This is a genomic window from Autumnicola edwardsiae, from assembly GCF_031846505.1.
Lineage (GTDB): Bacteria > Bacteroidota > Bacteroidia > Flavobacteriales > Flavobacteriaceae > Autumnicola > Autumnicola edwardsiae.
Genome location: NZ_JAVRHP010000056.1, coordinates 1 through 21818 on the forward strand (window position 1 = coordinate 1; position 21818 = coordinate 21818).

The 21818-nt window shown below is 38.8% G+C and carries 23 protein-coding genes; 11 read left to right on the forward strand and 12 right to left on the reverse strand.

The genetic code is table 11. The annotated features are described in order from the left end of the window. The coding region (locus RM529_RS11080) for an AIR synthase related protein (protein WP_311484862.1) at positions 1 to 1159 on the forward strand (1159 nt) is incomplete at its 5' end. A gap of 8 nt (positions 1160 to 1167) precedes the next feature. On the opposite strand, the gene RM529_RS11085 is transcribed toward RM529_RS11080, so the two are convergent. Further along, a complete protein-coding gene (locus tag RM529_RS11085) occupies positions 1168 to 1827 on the reverse strand; it encodes an ATP-binding cassette domain-containing protein (protein WP_311484863.1) in 660 nt (219 codons plus the stop codon). 439 nt (positions 1828 to 2266) lie between these two features. Between RM529_RS11085 and prfA the strand changes: the two genes are divergently transcribed. The 3 genes from prfA to RM529_RS11100 all read left to right on the forward strand — a co-directional run bounded on the left by prfA (position 2267) and on the right by RM529_RS11100 (position 5129). Further along, on the forward strand, positions 2267 to 3343 hold the full coding sequence (gene prfA / locus RM529_RS11090) for a peptide chain release factor 1 (RefSeq protein ID WP_311484864.1): 1077 nt from the start codon (positions 2267 to 2269) through the stop codon (positions 3341 to 3343). Between the two features lie 172 nt (positions 3344 to 3515). Continuing rightward, complete coding sequence (gene pyrF, locus RM529_RS11095) at positions 3516 to 4334, forward strand: orotidine-5'-phosphate decarboxylase (RefSeq protein WP_311484865.1); 819 nt, start codon at positions 3516 to 3518, stop codon at positions 4332 to 4334. Between the two features lie 6 nt (positions 4335 to 4340). Continuing rightward, positions 4341 to 5129 carry an ABC transporter substrate-binding protein gene (locus RM529_RS11100; protein ID WP_311484866.1) on the forward strand — a complete coding sequence of 263 codons (789 nt, stop codon included), beginning with the start codon at positions 4341 to 4343 and terminating at the stop codon, positions 5127 to 5129. On the opposite strand, the gene RM529_RS11105 is transcribed toward RM529_RS11100, so the two are convergent. From RM529_RS11105 to purU, 3 genes are all read right to left on the reverse strand, one after another. Further along, the gene (locus tag RM529_RS11105; protein ID WP_311484867.1) at positions 5102 to 5290 is read right to left on the reverse strand and encodes a Lacal_2735 family protein; all 189 of its coding nucleotides are present in this window, start codon (positions 5288 to 5290) and stop codon (positions 5102 to 5104) included. The two genes, RM529_RS11100 and RM529_RS11105, sit on opposite strands and share 28 nt — an antisense overlap. Before the next feature lie 137 nt (positions 5291 to 5427). Then, entirely contained in the window at positions 5428 to 6132 is a 705-nt protein-coding gene (locus RM529_RS11110) for a DUF4197 domain-containing protein (RefSeq protein ID WP_311484868.1), read from the reverse strand. A gap of 99 nt (positions 6133 to 6231) precedes the next feature. Further along, positions 6232 to 7083 (reverse strand): formyltetrahydrofolate deformylase, encoded by an 852-nt coding sequence (gene purU, locus RM529_RS11115; protein WP_311484869.1) that lies wholly within the window; start codon positions 7081 to 7083, stop codon positions 6232 to 6234. A gap of 142 nt (positions 7084 to 7225) precedes the next feature. Here purU and RM529_RS11120 point away from each other — a divergent pair, with 142 nt between their 5' ends. Beyond that, a complete protein-coding gene (locus tag RM529_RS11120) occupies positions 7226 to 10657 on the forward strand; it encodes a methylmalonyl-CoA mutase family protein (RefSeq protein WP_311484870.1) in 3432 nt (1143 codons plus the stop codon). Between the two features lie 190 nt (positions 10658 to 10847). Further along, positions 10848 to 11468 (forward strand): MarC family protein, encoded by a 621-nt coding sequence (locus tag RM529_RS11125; protein WP_311484871.1) that lies wholly within the window; start codon positions 10848 to 10850, stop codon positions 11466 to 11468. Positions 11469 to 11524: 56 nt separating this feature from the next. On the opposite strand, the gene RM529_RS11130 is transcribed toward RM529_RS11125, so the two are convergent. After that, entirely contained in the window at positions 11525 to 11920 is a 396-nt protein-coding gene (locus tag RM529_RS11130; protein WP_311484872.1) for a hypothetical protein, read from the reverse strand. A 132-nt stretch (positions 11921 to 12052) separates the two neighbouring features. Here RM529_RS11130 and RM529_RS11135 point away from each other — a divergent pair, with 132 nt between their 5' ends. After that, positions 12053 to 12496 carry an Lrp/AsnC family transcriptional regulator gene (locus RM529_RS11135; protein WP_311484873.1) on the forward strand — a complete coding sequence of 148 codons (444 nt, stop codon included), beginning with the start codon at positions 12053 to 12055 and terminating at the stop codon, positions 12494 to 12496. Between the two features lie 31 nt (positions 12497 to 12527). Here RM529_RS11135 and RM529_RS11140 read toward each other — a convergent pair whose 3' ends face one another. Then, on the reverse strand, positions 12528 to 13436 hold the full coding sequence (locus RM529_RS11140) for a class I SAM-dependent methyltransferase (RefSeq protein WP_311484874.1): 909 nt from the start codon (positions 13434 to 13436) through the stop codon (positions 12528 to 12530). Between the two features lie 206 nt (positions 13437 to 13642). On the opposite strand from RM529_RS11140, the gene RM529_RS11145 reads away from it, so the two are divergent. Next, positions 13643 to 13843, forward strand: a complete 201-nt coding sequence (locus RM529_RS11145) for a DUF1328 domain-containing protein (RefSeq protein WP_311484875.1) — start codon at positions 13643 to 13645, stop codon at positions 13841 to 13843. Positions 13844 to 13928: 85 nt separating this feature from the next. Continuing rightward, positions 13929 to 15353, forward strand: a complete 1425-nt coding sequence (locus RM529_RS11150; RefSeq protein ID WP_311484876.1) for a hypothetical protein — start codon at positions 13929 to 13931, stop codon at positions 15351 to 15353. A 504-nt stretch (positions 15354 to 15857) separates the two neighbouring features. Here the strand turns inward: RM529_RS11150 and RM529_RS11155 are convergent. The 6 genes from RM529_RS11155 to RM529_RS11180 all read right to left on the reverse strand — a co-directional run bounded on the left by RM529_RS11155 (position 15858) and on the right by RM529_RS11180 (position 20770). Further along, positions 15858 to 16976 carry a porin gene (locus RM529_RS11155; RefSeq protein ID WP_311484877.1) on the reverse strand — a complete coding sequence of 373 codons (1119 nt, stop codon included), beginning with the start codon at positions 16974 to 16976 and terminating at the stop codon, positions 15858 to 15860. A gap of 134 nt (positions 16977 to 17110) precedes the next feature. Continuing rightward, positions 17111 to 18337 carry an ammonium transporter gene (locus tag RM529_RS11160; protein ID WP_311484878.1) on the reverse strand — a complete coding sequence of 409 codons (1227 nt, stop codon included), beginning with the start codon at positions 18335 to 18337 and terminating at the stop codon, positions 17111 to 17113. 31 nt (positions 18338 to 18368) lie between these two features. Continuing rightward, positions 18369 to 18707 (reverse strand): P-II family nitrogen regulator, encoded by a 339-nt coding sequence (locus tag RM529_RS11165; RefSeq protein WP_311484879.1) that lies wholly within the window; start codon positions 18705 to 18707, stop codon positions 18369 to 18371. Between the two features lie 393 nt (positions 18708 to 19100). Then, on the reverse strand, positions 19101 to 19475 hold the full coding sequence (gene crcB, locus RM529_RS11170; RefSeq protein WP_311484880.1) for a fluoride efflux transporter CrcB: 375 nt from the start codon (positions 19473 to 19475) through the stop codon (positions 19101 to 19103). A gap of 8 nt (positions 19476 to 19483) precedes the next feature. After that, on the reverse strand, positions 19484 to 20515 hold the full coding sequence (locus tag RM529_RS11175) for an SRPBCC family protein (protein ID WP_311484881.1): 1032 nt from the start codon (positions 20513 to 20515) through the stop codon (positions 19484 to 19486). 66 nt (positions 20516 to 20581) lie between these two features. Continuing rightward, positions 20582 to 20770 carry a hypothetical protein gene (locus RM529_RS11180; RefSeq protein ID WP_311484882.1) on the reverse strand — a complete coding sequence of 63 codons (189 nt, stop codon included), beginning with the start codon at positions 20768 to 20770 and terminating at the stop codon, positions 20582 to 20584. A gap of 131 nt (positions 20771 to 20901) precedes the next feature. Here RM529_RS11180 and RM529_RS11185 point away from each other — a divergent pair, with 131 nt between their 5' ends. Together RM529_RS11185 and RM529_RS11190 are read left to right on the forward strand one after the other, a co-directional pair. After that, a complete protein-coding gene (locus tag RM529_RS11185) occupies positions 20902 to 21288 on the forward strand; it encodes a pyrophosphohydrolase domain-containing protein (RefSeq protein ID WP_311484883.1) in 387 nt (128 codons plus the stop codon). A gap of 2 nt (positions 21289 to 21290) precedes the next feature. Beyond that, a complete protein-coding gene (locus RM529_RS11190) occupies positions 21291 to 21818 on the forward strand; it encodes a Gmad2 immunoglobulin-like domain-containing protein (RefSeq protein ID WP_311484884.1) in 528 nt (175 codons plus the stop codon).

Here is a 21818-nt window from a genome sequence, read left to right on the forward strand (position 1 = left end):
GTATGCCAGCCGTGGGGTTTCCGCAGGCAAGGAAGATGTGCACAACGCAATTAAGAATGTCGATAAAGGCTTGTTTCCTAAAGCTTTCTGTAAAATCGTACCCGATTACCTGACGGGAGACAAAGAATACTGCCTGTTAATGCATGCCGATGGTGCCGGAACAAAGTCTTCGCTTGCTTACATGTATTGGAAGGAAACTGGTGACCTGGATGTTTGGAAGGGTATAGCACAGGATGCACTTATAATGAATATCGATGATCTTTTATGTGTTGGCGCTACAGATAAAATTTTGCTTTCTTCAACAATTGGCAGGAATAAGAATCTTGTGCCCGGTGAAGTAATATCTGCTATTATAAATGGTACAGAAGAGCTGATTTCGGAATTAAAAGATTTTGGTGTGGAAATCCATTCCACAGGCGGGGAAACGGCAGATGTTGGGGATCTTGTGAGGACGATAATTGTGGATTCTACGGTCACAGCCAGAATGAAACGCAGTGATGTCATCGACAACGTTAACATAAAACCCGGAAATGTTATTGTAGGTCTTTCTTCTTTTGGGCAGGCAACTTATGAAAAGGAATATAACGGCGGAATGGGAAGTAACGGACTGACTTCTGCCAGACACGATGTTTTCTCCAAAATTCTGGCAGAAAAATATCCGGAAAGCTTTGATAATAGTATTCCTGAAGATCTTATCTATTCGGGAACAAAATTGTTGACAGATAAAATTGAAGGTGCTCCTCTGGATGCCGGAAGGCTGGTGCTTTCTCCTACCAGAACTTACGCTCCTGTTATCAAAAAAATCCTTCAAAAATTTAGCAACAAAGAAATTTATGGAATGGTTCACTGCAGCGGAGGAGCACAAACTAAAATTCTTCATTTTATTGATAACCTACATGTTATAAAAGATAATATGTTCGAAGTGCCACCGCTATTTAAACTTATTCAGCAGGAAAGCAAAACCGATTGGAAAGAGATGTATCAGGTGTTTAACATGGGGCACCGTATGGAGCTATATGTGGATCCTTCTGTTGCCGGTGAAATTATTTCCGTTTCCAAATCTTTTAATGTTGATGCTAAAATAGTGGGTAGGGTTGAAGCTTCAGAAAGTAAAAAGCTGAGTATTAAAAGCACATATGGCGAATTCTTTTATTCATAAAGATCAATTTAAAGCATCCCTTCTCGCAAATAATTGAATTTTTCAAGGTCAGCAGGACCTTTAATTAAATGGCTGTGCCTGTCTTTAATCAGGTAAATATTATCGGCTAAATCTAAAATATGCCGGTATAAATGATCGGTTAGGATAATTGCCTTGTTTTGTTTTTCCTTCTGAAGGAGTTCCATTATTTTTTCAATATAAAGAGGAGAAAGATGAGTAAAAGGTTCGTCTAAAAGGATGAATTCGGCACTGCTGTTTATAATGATAAAAATTTCAGTTAAACGCCTTTCCCCACCGGAAAGGTCATCAAACTTAGCATCTGCATGTTTTCCCATTTCAGGAAATGCTGAAATGAGCAAATTCCATTCGGCTTCAAATAAATTAAAGGCTTTTTTTAGGCGAAGGTTTTTTAGGAAAAGGTGATGCTGCGGCAGATATTTTACTTTTTTGGAAGTGTATAACGGCTTCAGAAAAGGTTGGTCATTAATTTTTATCAGCTTGTTCTTAGGCTTCAGATTTCCAAAAATGATCTTCAGCAAACTGCTTTTTCCGCAACCGTTGGAGCCAAGCAAACCTGTAATTTTACCTTTTTCAGCCTTCACATAAATCCCGCTAAGAATTTTTCTTCCCGAAAAACTTAATTCCACATTGTCAATTTCCAGCTTCATATTATAAACAATATAGATAAACAGGCAGCGGTTAAAATAAGATCGTAGATTAGGGCAGGACCAAACAGGCTTCTGTTCCTAAGTCCAAGATTGTAGTAGAAAATCAATTTATCATTCCTTGGAGGCATCTGGTACCATAGAAAGACAAGGCCTGCTATAAAAATTTTATAAATAATGATTACAGCCGGGGTGATTTTAAGAAAAATCAATAGAAAATTCAGGATAAGGGAAGGTATAATATAGGCTTTATAAAATATAAAGCTGGCTTTTAATGTTTTGGACATTGCTAAGAATATGGTTAAAAATACCATTTTTATTACAGAAGGCTTGCCGTTTTGTTGCGAAATGGGCAAAATGGGAAGAATTTAGATGCCCTATTTTCCATCATACAGTTCCATGATTTTATTGTAAATTTGTGATCCTAAAATCAAGGGTTTATATGATTGAGAAGCTTAACATAGTAAAGCAGCGATTTGATGAAGTAAATGATTTGATCATTCAGCCGGACGTAATTGCCGATCAGAAGCGATATATAGAATTAAACAAAGAATATAAGGATTTAAAAGCTTTAATGGATGTTCGCGGGGTTTATATGGAACTAACGCAAAATATCCAGGAATCTGAAGAGATTATTGCAGACGGGAGTGATCCCGAAATGACCGAAATGGCAAAACTTCAGATGGAAGAGGCTAAGGAACAACTTCCTGAGCTGGAAGAAAAGATCAGGATGATGCTCGTTCCAAAAGATCCTGAAGATGCCAAGAACGTGGTAATGGAAATACGGGCCGGTACTGGAGGTGATGAAGCCAGTATTTTTGCCGGAGATCTTTACAGAATGTACACCAAATATGTGGAAAGCAAAGGCTGGAAGCACAATATTGTGGATTTTAGCGAGGGCACCAGTGGTGGTTTTAAAGAAATGATCTTTGAAGTTTCCGGAGAAGATGTCTACGGAACTCTAAAATTTGAAGCGGGTGTTCACCGTGTACAGCGTGTTCCGCAAACTGAGACCCAGGGAAGGGTGCACACTTCGGCAGCTACAGTAATGGTTTTGCCCGAAGCTGAAGAGTTTGATGTGGAGATTGATCCTAAGGAAGTTCGGATAGATTATTTCTGTTCTTCAGGTCCTGGAGGTCAATCTGTAAATACCACATATTCTGCCGTAAGATTGACTCACGAACCAACCGGACTCGTGGCGCAGTGTCAGGATCAGAAATCGCAGCATAAGAACAAAGAGAAAGCGTTTAGGGTCTTACGTTCGCGACTTTATGAAATGGAGCTGGCGAAGAAGATGGAAGCAGATGCAGCCAAGAGAAATTCTATGGTTTCCAGTGGTGACCGTAGTGCAAAAATCCGGACTTATAACTATTCTCAGGGAAGGGTTACAGATCACAGAATCAATTTAACCTTATACGATCTTTCTAATATAATTAACGGTGATATTCAGAAGATCCTCGATGAACTTCAGTTGGTAGAGAATACTGAAAAGCTTAAGGAGAATTCAGATATTTTTTAAGCAGTGAAGAAGTGAAGGGTGAAGAGTGAAGAAAAAAAGAGGAGAGAGGAAAGAGGAGAGAAAAAGCAAAAACCGCATGAGGAAATAAAATAAGATTTATTAGACATTAAATTTCATCTAAGGTCACATACCGAACTTTAAACTTTTTAATTAAACTTTAAACAAACATTCTATGTCAATTCAAGAGCTGATAAATCAAATTCATAAGAAAAAATCTTTTTTGTGTATCGGCTTAGATGTAGACCTGGAAAAGATTCCGGCCTATTTGCTTTCAGAAGAAGATCCTATTTTTGCTTTTAATAAAGCGATTATTGATGCCACCCAGCAATTCGCAGTGGCCTACAAACCAAACACTGCTTTTTATGAGGCCTGTGGAATTAAAGGCTGGAAAGCGCTGCAAAAAACAGTAGATTACCTGCACGACAATTATCCTGAAATTTATACTATAGCCGATGCCAAGCGGGGGGATATTGGCAATACTTCCAGGATGTACGCCAAAACTTTTTTACTGGACATGGGTTTCGATTCTGTAACCGTGGCACCTTATATGGGTAAGGATTCTGTAGAACCTTTTCTTGAATTTCAGAACCGGCATACGATATTATTAGCATTGACTTCAAATGAAGGTGCTTTTGATTTTCAGACGAAAAAGGTTGATGATCTCGAACTATATAAGCAGGTTCTAACAACTTCCAGAACCTGGAAAAATTCTGAGAATTTAATGTATGTGGTGGGGGCAACAAAAGCTGAGTATTTGCAGGAAATTAGAAAGATTGTGCCTAACAGTTTTTTGCTGGTGCCGGGAGTTGGTGCACAAGGTGGAAAGTTGGAAGAAGTTTGTAAATCCGGAATGAACAAAGATGTAGGTCTTTTGGTAAATTCTGCACGCAAAATAATTTACGCTTCAGATTCTTCTAATTTTGCTGAAGTTGCCGGTGCCAAGGCCGAAGTTCTTCAGAAACAAATGGAAGAGGAGCTAAGGCAACTTTAAGCTGCTATGGAATTTACAGATCAGCTCCACCGAAAGATTGAAATTCCTAAACATTCCAGGCGTGTTATTTCTTTAGTACCCAGCCAAACGGAATTACTTTTCGATCTTGGCCTGGAAGAAAATATTGCAGGTATAACAAAATTTTGTGTTCATCCTGAAGGTTTGCGGAAAAGGAAGAAGGTCGTAGGAGGGACAAAAACTGTTCATATAGAAAAAATAAGAGCACTGGAACCAGACTTAATTCTTTGTAATAAGGAAGAGAATACTAAAGAGATGGTTTCAGAACTGGAAAAATTAGCACCGGTGCATGTCTCCGATATCGTTAGCCTGGAAGACGCTTTTAAACTAATGCAACAGTATGGACAAATTTTTGGAAAACGATCCCCGGTGAAAGATATGATTTCCGAAATTCAGGAAAAGAAGAAAAAGGTTGAGGCAAAAACTTTAAAAACAGCAACAAAAAGGGTAGCGTACTTTATTTGGAAAGATCCGTTAATGGTAGCTGGAAAAGAGACCTTTATTAATGAACTGCTAAAATTGAACCGGTTCGAGAATGTTTTTACAGGCAGGTATCCTGAAACTAATCTTGAGGAATTGCAAAACCTGAATTTGGATCTTATTTTACTTTCTTCAGAGCCCTTTCCTTTTAAGGCAAAACACAAAGAGATTTTTGAAAATATAGATGCAGAAGTAATTCTCGTAGATGGAGAATTCTTTAGTTGGTACGGGAGCCGACTCACAAAAGCAATGGACTATTTCCTAAGACTTCAAGACCACGCGTCGATTTCACGGTAATTCAATCTCCGCAATTCCCATAAAATTTTCTTTGCCCGGGAATTGAGTTTATCGCTTTTTTCTTTATCATAAAGTGCAGATTTATAAGCCTTGTGCATCAGTTCCTTATATTTGTCACAAAGCCGCTCCTCTCGCTTCTTTTTTGTAAAAATCCTAAACATAATTTTTTATATTCACCTTACAAAGGTAAGAAGCAAATGGTTTAAGATTTATTAATCTATAGTTAACCTTCTGGTAAAAAGCGGTAACAGAAGAGGTGTTTTGTTAAAAAATAGCTAATTATTTGAGAATTTGATAATTAATCCTGCAAAGCAAAAACCTTTTTAAGCAATGTGGTAGTACGTGAGGCTGTTTGTTCGCGTATCTGCTTCTCTTCTACAGCAATCATTGCATACACTCCCTTTAAGGCCTCTTGCGTCACATAATCTGATAAGTCTGGATTTACAGTGGTAGTAAGGGGAAGACTATTATATCTTTGGATTAAATTGCTCCATACCTGGGTTGCACCTACTTTATTAAGGGAACTTTGTATTACAGGATTAAATTTTGAATATAAGGCAGTTTCGGTTTTATTGTTTAAATACTGGGTGGCAGCATTGTCAGCTCCCAATAAGATATTCCTGGCGTCTGCAAAAGTGATTTCCTGTACTGCATTAACAAAAATAGGTGTTGCTTCTTGTACGGCATCTTCTGCTGCGCGGTTCAGGACCCTCAAACCTTCATCTGCAAGGGATCCCAGTCCCACATCCCGTAAGGTCTTATCCACTTTTTGTAATTCCGGGGGTAAAGTGATCCGTACAAGTTCATTCCTGAAAAAACCATCTTCTTGGGTCAGTTTAGTAACTTGTTTCTCAATTCCCATATCAAGGGCCTGCCTAAGGCCTGCTGCTATGTCGTCGTTGCTCACCCCATAGCCGCCTTGAGGTAGCTGGCTGGCAATATTCTGTAATTCTGCGCAAGATGTTAAAATGAATAAGAGACTTAAGAAATAATACTTTTTCATGATGTTCTTTTTTTCAAAGATAGAATTTATATAACAGCTTCCTGTTTTGAAAATTTGAAGAGGTCTTTGCTCCTCTATTTCAGAAATTAACTGAAAAAATCAGATAAAAATGATGGTTTTATTATTATAAACAAGCGTTTTACGGGCAATGTGCAATTTTATTCCCCGGGCCAGAACAATTTTCTCCAGGTCTCTTCCCTTTAAAATAAGGTCTTTAATAGAGTGGCTATGGGAAATCCTGGAAATATCCTGTTCAATTATAGGTCCCGCGTCCAGTTCTTCTGTAACATAATGGCTTGTTGCACCAATAATTTTTACTCCGCGTTTGTACGCCATATGATAGGGTTTTGCTCCGGCAAAGGCCGGTAAAAAGGAGTGGTGAATATTTATTATCCGGTTTGGAAAGGCCCTGATGAGGTTAGGTGGGATAATCTGCATATAACGGGCAAGGACAATAAGGTCAATTTTTTCCTTCTGAAGTAATTCAAGGTGTTTTGCTTCAGCTTCTTCTTTTTTAGTCTTAAGTACGGGAACATGATAAAAAGGAATATTAAAACTGTCAGCAATAGGTCTTAAATCCGCATGATTACTAATAATCATCGGGATGGTGACATCCAGTTCGCCAGATTTGTATCTGCCAAGAATATCATAGAGACAATGGTCGTACTTAGATACGAAAATTGCCATTTTAAGAGGTGCACCTGCAGTATACATCTGCCAGGACATATTATAGCGATCTCCTATTTCAGCCTTAAATTCATCTCTGAGAGTAGGAATTTCAGTCTTATCAGCAAATTCTCCTTCCAGACGCATAAAAAAGATCTTGTTTTCAATGTCTACGTATTGATCGATATAGATTATATTACCTTTATGCTCATAAATGAAAGAAGTGACGCTGGCAATGATTCCGGAGGTATCGGGACAATGAATTAAAAGGGTAATTTTGCTCATAAAATGCTGTTTACAGGCTAAAATTAGTCATTTTACAGTGTTTTGGCTTCCGTATAAATTAGTATTACAGAATTATTAAAGAGGCGTAGAAAAATTTACAATTTTCGTAAATTGCAGCATCAAAAAATTGATATTATTGATAATGGAACAACAGAAACCCTATACTCCCAAGAATAAAATACGAATGGTAACGGCCGCTTCTCTTTTTGACGGCCACGATGCTGCTATAAATATTATGCGCAGGATTATCCAGTCCACTGGTGTGGAAGTGATCCATTTGGGGCATGACCGCAGTGTGGAAGAGGTCGTGAATTGTGCAATCCAGGAAGATGCGCACGCCATTGCCATGACCTCTTATCAAGGCGGGCACAACGAGTATTTCAAATACATGTACGATCTCCTTCAGGAAAAAGGCGCTGGTCATATCAAGATTTTTGGCGGTGGCGGCGGAGTTATTCTTCCGGAAGAAATTAAAGAATTGATGGATTATGGGATTACCCGAATTTACGCTCCAGATGATGGCCGGGAAATGGGATTGCAGGGAATGATCAATGATATGGTGAAGCGTGTAGATGAACCAACGCCTCCTCTTCCAAAGAAAGAAGGTGTAGGAATATCGCTGAAGAAGAAGGATGTAAACACCATTGCCAGACTCATTTCTTTAGCTGAAAATAATCATGAGGAGTTTGAAAAAAGTTTTTCTGAAGTAGAAAAATCCGGAAAAAATATTCCTGTTCTGGGAATTACGGGAACAGGAGGTTCTGGGAAATCAAGCCTTGTTGACGAACTGGTAAGGCGTTTTCTAGCCGATTTTCCTGAAAAAAATATCGGTATTGTTTCTGTAGATCCTTCCAAGAAAAAAACCGGCGGCGCATTGCTGGGAGATAGGATTAGAATGAATTCTATTAATAGTCCGCGGGTTTATATGCGCTCGCTTGCCACAAGGCAGTCTAATTTAGCACTTTCTAAACATGTTGCTGAAGCTGTGGAGATCCTTAAAGTAGCTGAATATGATCTTATTATCCTCGAAACTTCAGGAATCGGACAATCAGACACTGAAATTTTGGATCATTCTGATGTTTCATTATATGTGATGACGCCTGAATTTGGAGCAGCAACCCAGCTGGAAAAGATCGATATGCTGGATTTTGCAGATCTGGTTTCCATCAATAAATTCGATAAACGTGGGGCCCAGGATGCACTTCGGGATGTTAAAAAGCAATACCAGAGAAATCATGCTTTATGGCATGAAGATGCTGAGAAATTGCCAGTTTTCGGCACTATTGCTTCCCAGTTTAACGATCCCGGCATGAACACGCTTTACAAGCATATCATGGACAAGATTGATGAGAAAACAAATTCAGAATTGAATTCTACTTTTGAGATCTCACGGGAAATGAGCGAAAAAATCTTCGTTATTCCGCCTAAACGTACCCGCTATTTATCCGAAATAGCCGAAAATAACCGGGGCTATGACGAAAAAGCTAAATCTCAGGCTGAAGTAGCTCAAAAACTCTACGGAATTTTCAAAACCATAGAATCTGTCACCAATGTAAAGCTTGGACTTACCAAATTTGGTCTGGATGAAGAAGCTTTGGAAGAAGCAATTTCCGAAGAAAACAGAGAATTTACAGATTTACTTAAAAAAGAGTTCGATCGGGTAAAGATGGATCTGGATCCTTATAATTGGGAAATTATTCTCGGCTGGGATGAAAAAGTGAATAAGTACAGGCAGCCGGTTTATTCTTTTAAAGTTCGGGATAAAGAAATTAAAATCGACACCCATTCCGAATCACTTTCCCATACGCAGGTTCCAAAAGTTGCCCTTCCAAAATATGAAGCCTGGGGCGATATTTTAAAATGGTGCCTTCAGGAAAATGTGCCGGGGGAATTTCCATATACCGCCGGGCTTTATCCGTTTAAGAGGCAGGGCGAAGATCCTACCAGGATGTTTGCCGGAGAAGGTGGGCCGGAGCGTACCAACAGGAGGTTTCATTATGTAAGTTTAGGCTTACCGGCAAAACGGCTTTCCACGGCATTCGATTCTGTGACGCTTTATGGAAATGATCCCGATCATCGCCCTGATATCTACGGGAAGATAGGTAACGCCGGAGTTTCAATTTGCTGCCTTGATGATGCCAAAAAATTGTATTCCGGTTTTGATCTTGCAGATCCAATGACTTCTGTAAGTATGACGATTAATGGACCTGCTCCAATGCTTCTCGGCTTTTTTATGAATGCGGCTATCGATCAGCAATGCGAAAAATACATCAAGACAAATGATCTCGAAGATAAGGTTGAAGCAAAGCTGAAGGAGCTTTATGACGATAATGGAATTGACAGGCCATCATATAAAGGCGATCTACCTGAAGGCAATAACGGTCTGGGATTGATGCTTCTGGGCTTAACCGGAAATCAGATTTTGGATGCTGAAGTTTATGAAGATATACGCCAAAAAACGCTGAGTTCGGTAAGAGGAACCGTTCAGGCAGATATTCTAAAGGAGGATCAGGCGCAGAATACCTGTATTTTTTCTACGGAATTTGCGCTGAGGTTAATGGGCGATGTTCAGCAGTATTTTATTGAAGAAAAAGTCCGGAATTTTTATTCCGTTTCCATTTCCGGCTATCATATTGCTGAAGCGGGTGCCAATCCCATTACGCAACTTGCTTTTACCCTTGCTAACGGCTTTACGTATGTAGAATACTATTTAAGCCGCGGGATGGATATTAATAAATTTGGTCCTAACCTGTCCTTCTTTTTCTCTAATGGAGTAGACCCGGAATATGCAGTTATTGGCCGTGTTGCCAGGAAAATATGGTCTAAAGCTTTAAAGCACAAATATGGCGCTAATCCACGTGCTCAAATGCTTAAATATCACATTCAAACCTCGGGGCGTTCGCTTCATGCTCAGGAAATAGATTTTAATGATATCAGGACAACATTGCAGGCCCTGTATGCAATTTACGATAACTGTAATTCCCTGCATACCAATGCTTACGATGAGGCGATAACCACGCCAACAGAAGCTTCAGTAAGAAGGGCGATGGCAATTCAGCTTATTATCAATAAAGAACTTGGCTTAACCAAGAATGAAAATCCTATCCAGGGATCGTTTATAATTGAAGAATTAACAGATCTTGTCGAAGAAGCAGTTTTACAGGAATTTGACCGGATTACCGAACGCGGCGGAGTGCTGGGAGCGATGGAAACCATGTACCAACGCGGAAAGATTCAGGAGGAAAGTCTTTATTACGAAACTTTAAAGCACAACGGGGATTTTCCAATTATTGGTGTGAATACCTTTTTAAGTTCTACAGGATCACCAACTGTTACTCCGGGGGAAGTCATAAGGGCGACAGAAGAAGAAAAACAACATCAGATAAAAACACTCACAACCCTTCATAAAGCTAAAGGCAACAAGGCAGATGATGCACTGGATAAATTAAAGGATGCTGCTGTTAACAATGAAAATTTATTCGAACTTTTAATGGAAGCCACAAAAGTTTGTTCTCTTGGCCAAATTACCACTGCCTTGTTTGAAGTAGGGGGGCAGTATAGAAGGAATATGTAGATTTTGTTGCAGTCTCTCCTGTAAAAGGGGGAGATTGCTTGGTTGGCGTGCATATTTTTTATCACTGTTTCCTGGCTGCGAAAACCCATAAACTTTAGCTGTTTATTGCTTTAAAATTCAAACTTTCAAATTACTTTTGCAGACTTTAAAATTTGATCTATAGAGATCTTTTTGAAAAGGTAAAACTACTATGGAAAACATTTGGTTATATGCCATTGGGGCTTTCACGGCATTCTTTGCTATTAACAATCCCGTGGGAAACATTCCTATCTTTTTAAGTCTCACCAAGCAGGCCGATGGTGCAAGAAAACGGTTTATTTCCAAAAAGGCGACTTTTACAGCTTTCGTTATAGTTACCGGGTTTATTTTGCTAGGTAAATATATTTTCGATCTTTTTGGTTTGACTATCCCTGCCTTTAAAATAACCGGGGGAATCCTGGTGTTCTTTGTAGGTTTTGAGATGATCCGGGCGCAACAATCCAGCATAGATAACCAGACAGAGATAGATTTTAACGAAGGTATTTCCATTTCGCCTCTTGCCATTCCAATACTTGCGGGTCCGGGAACTATAGTTACCGCCATGAACTATACCACTACGGCCAGTTATCTCGATATGCTTGTGATTGTAGTTATGTTCGGGTTAATAATGTGGCTCAATCATCTGGCTTTTATTTCCAGTGATTATCTTGTGCGGTTTATAGGGCAGAATAAAATTGTAGTAGTAGAGAAAATAATGGGGCTTATTATCGCCATCATTGGTACCAACATGCTGATCCAGGGAATTCACCTGGCTTTTTTTGAACAGGTATAAGCTCCTTTAGATGAGCTCTAAGCCGAAATTTGCCATTTTAGAAGCATTAAAGTTGCTTACATTTTTAACATCCAGGTACGCTGTAGTTTTTTAAACTTTTTAAGTTCACTCCTTAAAAGATGAAGAAATTCCTTTCCGTTGCTGTTACTAAGTTCAAGGCGGTCACAGTTTTTATGTAGAAGGTTTACCAAACGAGTAAGGGATGCAATATGACGGTATCGCTCTTCAGAAAAAGTTTTACTTTCCGCTTTCAGGATTTCAGGGGCGAGTGAAACCGATTGCTGTACAATATCTCCTGTAAAATAGATATGAGGATTTTCCCTCCCGTTTACCTGCAGGTTTCCCAGGTCGTGTACCAGGTAATTAGAAATACTTCGGGAAAGGCGAAAGATCTCCATAGCTTTTTTATAAATAGCTGTTTCGGTAGGCTTACTGGAATCGTGTATTGACATCTTTTTTATAGCAGGATTTTTATAATTCTTTCTTCAAATTTAACTACAAGATTTTTATTTTGAATATTGATTTTAAGGCGGAATGGCGAATTTGCTTTAATTTTTATATTTTTAATAGCCGAAACTTTTAAAATGAAAATCGATAAACTCAATTGGGAAATTCTAAAATGCCTTCAGCTTAACGCGAGACAGTCTAATGCTGAAATTGGCAGGAAGGTGGGAATCACTTCTCCCGCGGTTGCAGAACGAATCAGGAAAATGGAAGATTCCGGTTTAATAAAAGGCTACAGAACTGAAATTGCCTATAACCAGGCGGGACATCAGCTAAAGGCTATAATAACATTAAGGGCTTTTATGGGAAGGCTCAAAGCTTTTCTGGAGAAAGTAAAGGAGTTTGATGAGGTTTTAAACTGCTACAGGATTACAGGAAACGAAAATATTATTATGGAAGTAGTCCTTCACGACCAGTCTCATCTGGAAAGGTTTATTGATAAAATGATCACTTACGGAGAAACAAAAACGCATATCGTATTGTCCAATGTTATTGAAGATGCACCTATACAGAAGCCTAAGTAATTAAATTAGAAGTAAATTTTCAGGAATAAGATTATTTTCTGGCACTCACGAGGTACATCAAAGAGCCTCCTGCGGCATGATACTGCTCACGCTGTAATGCGCCCATAATGTGGCTGTCGCGGGAACTATATTTTTCCTGGTACTCAAAATAGAAAGGCATATACTGTTCTCCTGCGGCACTAAAAAAGTCAATATCTTTTTGAGTGTTCGATTTCCAGGAGCCTCCCTGAAGCCACTGCTTTAAAGTTGCCACCTGCTCTTCATTGTCATAAGGAGGATACATGGCAATTGCTTTATCAGAAAGTCTTACCTCAATATCCTTAAGTTCCTCCATGGCAAACATTCCCGGCAGCAGATCTCCAAGGGAATTATCGCCCTGCCCCATTTTTCGTTTACCTTTTTCTATAATGAGGCGGTATTTGATATGATCCAGGGTTTCTTCTATAGAATCTTTTTGAGAAATGGAATTTTTAGTGAGGCTCTGTATAATATTGTTCGGTTCTACGCAAAGAAGAATTCCGTTGCTTTTTAGAACTCTTTTCATCTCCTTAATCGCCTTTTGTGGCTCCGGAAGATGAATAAGTACCGTCTGGCAGGTAACAAAATCAAAGCTATTATCCGGAAATGGTAATTTTTGGGCATCAGCATTCATTAAGGTGAAGTTTTGTGCTTTGCCGGAAAAATAATGTTCTAGTTCAGTGTTTTTGAGATGCCATTTTTTGTCATTATCAACAGCGGTGATTTCTGCATCTTTCTGAAGGTATGGAGCCAGTATTCTCGTCCAGTGTCCTTTTCCACAGCCAACGTCCAGCATAGAGCTAACGGTGTTCAGGTTTAGCCTTTCTGCTGTTAAATCTAAAAAAGGTCTATTCCACCAGAAATCTCTGTAGTCTCCAAAAAATTCTTCAGAATGGCCTTTGTCTGGATCTTTTTCGCTCAAAATATTCGCTGGTTTTTAAAGTGCGAAGATACTTATTTTCGCCTGAGCCTGTGGTATAAAAAGCAGCATGAAAGAAAAATGGTGTTAGTCAAAATATTAACATTTTCGGTCTTTATTGAAGATTCTCGTTAATTTACTGGTAATTATAATTTCTTTGAGAATAATCAGCGTTCTTATGATTTATCTTTGAGAAAAAACAGATACTTATGAAAAAGAAAATAACAATATTTTTAGTTTTAACCTTAATAACGGGGTTAGTTGGATTTTCAGGAATGAATTTTGATGGTGTAGCTGCAATAAGGGTAATGTTCCTGATTTTTGCTGATTTACTGTTAGTTTCAGTTTTGGCAAGCTTATTTTTCTCCTCAGATCAGCAGCAGGTAAGGCTGGAACGGGTTAGGAAATAATTGGATTAGGAAACTTGCTTTGCAGTAATAGAGCTTTTACCTGAGGGTAAAGGCTTTTTTTATATTTACCAACTATCATTACATTATGAAAAAGCAAAAATACTGTCTGTTTCTTCTTTTAATCTTTTTATACTTTTCTGCAGGAGCGCAGGAATTGCGCCTTCTTAAAGGAAGGGTGACAGATTCTATTCCGGTTCAGGACAGCCTTGGTGGCTCTTATGCACTGTACATCCCGCAATCTTTTCAAACAAATACGGCTAATCCGGTTATTTTTGTTTTTGATCCCGATGGGAGGGGGAGGCTGGCAGCACAACTTTTCCGACGCGTGGCAGAAGAGCAATCTTATGTTATTGCCGCCTCTAATGCGAAGTTTAAAGAGGATTCACTTCAGGAAAATGTGACGCAGGCGCTAAGGATGATTGGCAGCGTGATTAAAGCAATACCCATTGATACAGATCAGATTTTTACCGCCGGTCTGGGTGAAGGGGCGCAAGTGGCTTCGGCTCTTCCCATAATTTATAATGATATAGATGGTGTGCTGGCAATAGGAAATGCTGTTTTAAAACCCGACTTTGTAGTTGAAAAAAATAGATTCATGTTCAGTGCGTTGGTGAGTGATCGGGATTTTCAGAAATTCGAGATTGAGAGCTATGTGGATTTTTTTGAAGATCGTAATTTTCCTTCTGAACTGGGCTATTATTCGGATGATCCTAAAGAATGGCCCGATACTGAGGTCATTTCTAACGCGGTGGCCGGTTTCAGTTTGTACTCTATGGAAAGGGGAAGTCGTGACCGTAATGCCGCTGTTGTGGAATCTTTATTTCAGGATGAACTTGAGTATGCAGAGCGTTTAAGGCGAAAAAGGGAATATTATCCGGCATTTGTAAAACTGGAACAAATAGAAGAAAAGTATTCAGATTATGATTTTGAAGATATTCTAAAGGCAAAAAAAAGGGAATTGCGTAGGGCCAACCCTTTTAGAAAGCAAAGAAGGGAGTACAGAAATATAGAATCCCGGGAAGAGATAAAGCAGCAGGATTACATCTATTTTATGGAGAACGATCTTGCCATTGCAAATTTCGAAAATATTGGTTGGTGGGCTTTTCAACTGGACGAGCTGCAAAAAATTCAGGAAGGGGGGAGTGCGGTTGAGCAAAAGATGGCGCACAGGCTGGAAGGTTTTCTGAAGTACTATTCAGCCGCAAAATATGATGGAATCCAAAAAGGTAATGGTAGTCTGGATGCAAAAGTTTTCGCCAGTCTGCTCAGGACGGTTTTGGATAGACAAAATCCTGAAGCATATTTAAACATTGTAAAACTTGCGGGGCAGGACGGCGATTACGAGACTGCACTACTTTATCTTGAAGATTTGCTGAAATTAGGCTATGACAATATGGAGGCCCTCTATGATATTCCGGGAATACTTGATTTGAAATTGAGTCCGGAATATAATGAGCTTATTCAGCAGTATTTAGGAAAATCCAGGTATTACAGGGCAAATGTTGACTAAATTTTCCACTTTTTCAAAGATTTTAGCCTTCGGGAGAATGGAAAAGTATATTTTTCTGTGGAGTGAAATCAATTCTTGCTTTCGATTCTAAAAAAAGCATGTATTTATTAGTGTAATCTTCCATATCTGATAAAATTGATCAGTAAAGTAACATTTTCAGGAAAAATTTAAAGCGAGTTTAGTAAAATGAAGGAGCGGTGAAAATATGCTTTTAGTCCTCTAAAAGATCACCTGTTAAAAATGGCAATTTTCGACCTGAAGTAAAGCCTTAGTTTAAGTTTCATTTCTAAAAGCAGAAGTGCCGGCAATTTTGTGAAGAGGAATTTCCTGAAGAACTTTTAAAAATTCTAAACAAAAATCACCTTCTCCGGCGGACGGTTTAGGATATAAGGATGCCGGAGTGGTGATTTCGTAAAAAGATTCAATATAAAAACCGGAATATTCCTGATTCCCTGGATTTTTCAGGAAAGCAGGAATATTTCCGAGTATAGTTAAAAGTAAAAATTAGAACGCATAGATTGCAGCAATAAGGAATGATGAAAGGTTATCGTTCCTGTTTAAATCGGAATCAAGAAAAACATCTTCAGAAATACTGTCCAGTCTTAGTTCAGGCTTAATAATTAAGTTTCCTACTGTATAGCTTCCGGTTAGAGTGAAATCCAGAGCTTCTACATCATCGCCATAAACTATAGCTTCGTTAAAATCGTTGTCCAGTTCTTTAAAATATTCAGCTCTTAAACCTATTGCAAAACTATCGGAAGTCTGAAGTTGTGGATAAATTGCTGCTCCATAAAATCCTGTTCCATCGGTATCGGCGTAGGTAGTATTAAATCCAAGGTAGAACGCATCACTTAGATCCCAACCTGTAGTTAAATCGATCTGGAAAGTTGCCTCATCAGAAAGTGGTGATTGTTCCCCGTACAGTAGGTTTAAAAACGCACTACCCGAATCATTTGAATATCCTAATTGTCCTCCAAAAGAATATTTTCCGAAGGGGTTAAATTCTGTATAATCTGTTGGGTTCATAATGGCAAGCATTCCCGTCCAGTTATCGTTAAAATTAAAATCTGCTTTTAAACCGGTGTGGGAAAATGGCCCGAAGGAGAACATATAAGAAGTGGAATAGTTGAAATTGGCAGCGGGAGAAATTACCTCGTAGCCAAGAAAAGTATTCCAGTTACCCAAAGTCAGTGTTAAAGCGTCGTTCACGTTGTAGTAAACATATAGCTGGTTTACAATATTGCTTGATCCAATGGAGTTGAAGACCGCTTCCTCACCACGCGGGCCAAAGACAAGATCGGCAACAAAGCCAACTTTGCTACCTTCGTAACCCAAAATCACGTTTGCCATTCCCAAAGCAAAACCCGGATCGTTGGCAAAGGATGATGCCGGTGCTTCGGGACCTGCAATAGGATCACCATCCTCATTGTATTCTATTTTATTTAGACCATTAAAGTTAGCCCTGAAGTATGCATCAACACTCCCACTTAAGGTCCAGTTAGAAGCTTCTTCTACTCCCATTTCTTCGTCCATTTCTTCCTGGGCATAAGTGTAAGAACTTGATAAAACTACTGCTGCTAAAAGCAGGAATTTTGTTAATTTTGAATTTGTAATTACTTTCATAATAAGATTGTTTAAATTTTTTGATTTGATTTAGCTTCCAGGCTCGATTGATCATGTTTAGTCAATCGAAAAAATATGTAGAGTAATTTTGACGGAGCGTTCGGCAAAACGCTCCGTTTTCTTTTCTCTTTATCTTAGTGTTGTCTTAGTCCGAAATCGGCATAGGCATCCATACCATGTTCGTGTTGATCGAGTCCTTCTGTTTCTTCTACTTTAGAAACTCTTATTCCTATGGTAACTTTAAGAATGTAGAAAATAAGGAAGGCGCCTACAATACAAATGGCTGCATAACATCCTACACCAATAAGCTGCGTAATGAACTGGTCGAAGCCGGCGAGGTTTCCGAAGATACCCACAGCCAGTGTTCCCCAAATACCGCAGATTAAGTGTACAGCTACTGCTCCTACAGGATCATCCAATCTTATTTTATCTATTAAAGCTACACCAAGTACAATAATAACCCCGGCGATAGCGCCAATTAAAACAGCATCTGTGGGAGACATTTGATCTGCTCCTGCAGTAATTCCTACAAGACCTCCAAGGATTCCATTCAGGAACATAGTGATATCATAGTTTTTATACATCATGGTAGAGAAGATAAAAGAGGCGACCCCACCTGCTGCGGCTGCGAGACAGGTTGTAACAAGAGTTAAGGAAGTAAGCTCGGGATCTGCAGATAAAACCGAACCGCCGTTAAACCCAAACCAACCTAACCATAAGATCAATACTCCCGCAGTGGCAAAAGGCATACTGTGCCCGGGGAAAACCCCGATTTTCCCGTCTTTGAATTTTCCAATTCTTGCTCCCAGCAGCCATATAGCTACCAAAGCGGCCCATCCTCCAACAGAGTGAACCAGCGTGGAACCAGCAAAGTCATAGAAGCCCATTTCGTCAAGGAATCCACCACCCCATTTCCAGGAACCTGCAATAGGATAAACAATTCCTACATATATAATTACAAAGATCATAAATGCGCTAAGTTTCATTCTTTCAGCAACAGCACCGGAAACAATAGTAGCGGCAGTTGCGGCAAACATTCCCTGGAAAAGAAAATCTGTCCAATAGGTGTAGCCTTCGCTGTATGCCAGGTCCAGTGAGCCATCTACAAGAGGGCTGCTAAGTCCAAAACCTGCAAAGCCTATGTAACCGTTAAACTCTCCAGGATACATAAGATTGAATCCTAAAAGGCAATAGAGCAGTAGGCCCATTGTTATGATGAAAATATTTTTAAATAAGATGTTGATCGTGTTCTTTTGCCTGGTAAGACCAATTTCGAGGAATGCGAAACCAAGGTGCATAAAAAACACCAGGCCGGTACAGATCATCATCCATACGTTATTAACTGTTAGTAATCCTTCCATAATTTTTTGGCTTAAAATAGAGTTAGTAATTTTATTTAAGAGAATCCTCTCCTTTTTCCTTAGTTCTTATGCGGTAAGCTTCCTCTATAGGAGAGACAAATATTTTACCGTCTCCAACATTCCCGGTATAAGAGGTTTGGCATAAAACATCTACGGTCTTTTGCACAAAAGAGTCTGCGACGACTATAGAAAGGTATCTCCTTTGGATATCTGCGGTACTGTAACTAACCCCACGATATACGTGGCCCTCTTTTTCGTTACCTACACCAGTAACATCCCAGTAGCTAAAAAAAGTAACTCCCATTTCATGAAGAGCCTTCTTGGTTTCATCGAACTTTGATTTTCGAATAATTGCTTCAATTTTTTTCATAATTTCTAATTAAAACTTTCGATAAAGTTATAAAAATATCATAAACCCCGTTAAAAAAAGGGGCATTGGGTGAAACTTTTACAGTATTGAGAAAAAAAACCCTTCAAAATTCAGGGGTATCTATTTTGAAACTATAATTATGCGGAATATTTGCCTACAATGGCGGAAGTTTAGGTAACTCCAGATAAAAAAGCACCAAAATAGAAGCTTTGTAGTCAATGAAAATATACTAACCGAAGGAAAAGCTGACAATTTTTTCTTAGTCAGGGAGTCAAAAAGGGTTCTTTTTTGGGGTGACTGTTAAGTATTATAAAAAAATAGAGTGTATTCCCAAATAATTGAAGGGGGGTGTTGTGAAATTATAAATAAAGGTGATTTACCTGTAGCAGCATTCTAAGTAAGACGAGATAAAAGCAATCCAAGAAAAACTGCGGTAATTCCTAAAAAAAGGCTACCGAGAGAATAAATCAGGAAATTGTAATAATCGCCAGATCTCAGGAAAACCTGATTTTCATAGGCAAAAGTAGAGAAGGTTGTAAATCCGCCGCAAAAACCTACGGCAAAGAACATAGTAAAAGCCGGAGAAAAATTGCCATACTTAAGAGCGAGTCCAAAGAGAAATCCCAAAAGAAGACTACCCAGTGTGTTAGCGGTTAAAGTACCGTAAGGAATAGAAGTAACTACGGCGTTATTAAGAAGTTTGCCCAACTGGTAACGCAGCACACTACCCAGTCCTCCACCTAAAAAAACCAGTAAAGCACTCTTCATAGCAGTAATTATTGTACGGGAATATAGATGGTGGTTTCCCAATTCGCAGGATTCTTTGTTTGCTGCGGACCAGTAGTGTAAACTTCAAAGGGATTTGAATCTTCCAATAGCATAAGTTCATTTTCCTGGATATAGGAATGGGCCTGGTTCCAGGCTTCACTTAAGTTATCATAGTTTCCTTTTAAAGTAGTCTTTACTACCTTTTGGTTAGGCATAAAGCCTGATAAGACTGTACTTTCTTCAGGTGTAATCACTTCACTCGGTGTAAAGTAGCCTGTAGAGAAAATCGCAGTGGTATTTCCGTTGTTCCATTCATTATATAGTACAAACGGATTTCCTATTTTCTCAATATTATTTCTTTCCATGTAAGAAGAAATATCTGCAACCATAGCTATCATGCGGTCATTTACCTGGCTTAGCTTACTTGCAGTAGTGCTGTACATATAGTATCCTCCTCCATGTTGGGTAACGCCGTCTACACTAATGGAATACTCTGCCATCTTTTCGTTGGTAATTCTTTCCAGGTTTTCCAGGCCTTGTTGCAGTTTAGGTTGCATCATCTCATTAAAATCATCGTTCTGAAACATAAACCCAAGTTTTTCCATAAAACTATGTTTTCCCTGCATTCCCCAGGTAATTTCGGTGCCGTTTTCGGTTTCTTCAAAATTCCAGTAAACTGCACTATTTGATTCTCCAAAGGGAATTGTATATACCAATTCCTGACTTATAGAGGAAAAAGGACGTGTTTCTATAGTTGTGATTTCTCCATTGCCGATTTCATCACTCTTCCACGAAAAAGTAGCTCCTTCACCACTGCTTTCCTCACTATAATTCATTATTGGATTATCATCACTCTGGAGCCACGGGGACCAGTCTTCCCAATTCCTGAATTCATTTACTTCATTAAAAATCATTTCCTGAGGTGCTTCAACTATCCTGGTTTCTTCTACCTGGTAATCGCCTTCTTTTGTGGCAACATAAATTGATGTACCTATAATAAGGATAAGGATAAGGAAAAGGAGGTATTTAATGATTTTCATTTTATTCCGTTTAATTGGATGCTAAGATAATTAAAATCCTTTGTAGTATAGAATTTCGTAGTATTACTAGCGGTTTAGGAGTGTTTTTAGGAGCCAAAGTAAGCCAATAAATGCAATAAAACCAAAGAGTACAAAAATACTGCCTTTATAATATTTTCTATGCAGTGCGATATCCTTGCGATAACTAAAAATTATAGCAGCGACAAAAGCTACTACAAAAAAGCCTGCAAAAATGAGCTGACCGGTGCTAAACATTTTTGTTTATTTTTGAGCAAAGTTAAGCTTTTATTGCTGATGTGACTATAAAACCACTCGTAGTCACCTACAGAAAATGAATGATTTAAATTAATTCTCAGAGTTAAAAATGTTCAGGAAAAACAGATAATATGAAGAAAAGAATAGCGGCTGTAAAAGAATTTCATACTGCATTTGGACTGGGAATTAGCGAGGAGCCCGTTGCAGATCTTGGGAAACCCAAAAATAAATTGCGGTTTGAACTTATGAAGGAAGAGAACGAAGAATATCTGGAAGCGGCTAACAACAACAATTTAACTGAAGTTGCAGATGCCCTGGGCGATATGCTTTATATCCTCTGCGGAACAATAATAGAACACGGGATGCAGCATAAAATTGAAGAGGTTTTTGATGAAATCCAGTTAAGCAACATGAGTAAACTGGGTGCAGATGGGAAACCGGTTTATCGCGAAGATGGTAAAGTACTAAAAGGCCCCGGTTATGCTAAACCAAATATTGATAGAATTTTTAAAAAGTAGTTATGCTGAAAATAAAAGAAATACTAAGCTTTTTAATTGTGCTAATACTGTTTTCATTTTGCTTTTCTTGTAATGAACACAGGAAAGAGAAATCTTCTACTGAAAATTCAGTGGATGGGACAAAAACCGAAGATGCTTCCGGCGCAAAGAGCAATGCTGAAAATGGCAATTTTCGGCAATCTGTTACAGAGAAGGACGAAAATTGGCAAATTTCGGACTCCATTATTGTGGAGCAGCCTATAAAGAATGAAAAAATTTCTTCTCCGTTACAAATTAAGGGCAAAGCGAGAGGTTACTGGTTTTTTGAAGCGTCGGCACCGGTTGTTCTGGTCAATAATGACCAAAAAGAGATAGCCACCGGCATTATCGAAGCAAAAGGGGACTGGATGACAGAAGATTTTGTGCCTTTTGAAGGTGAATTGGAATTTAATGCTGAAAATTCGCAAAATGGATACCTTATTCTTAAACGCGCAAACCCTTCAGGGAAAACGGACATTGACCAGAAATTGATATTGGCTGTAGAATTTTAA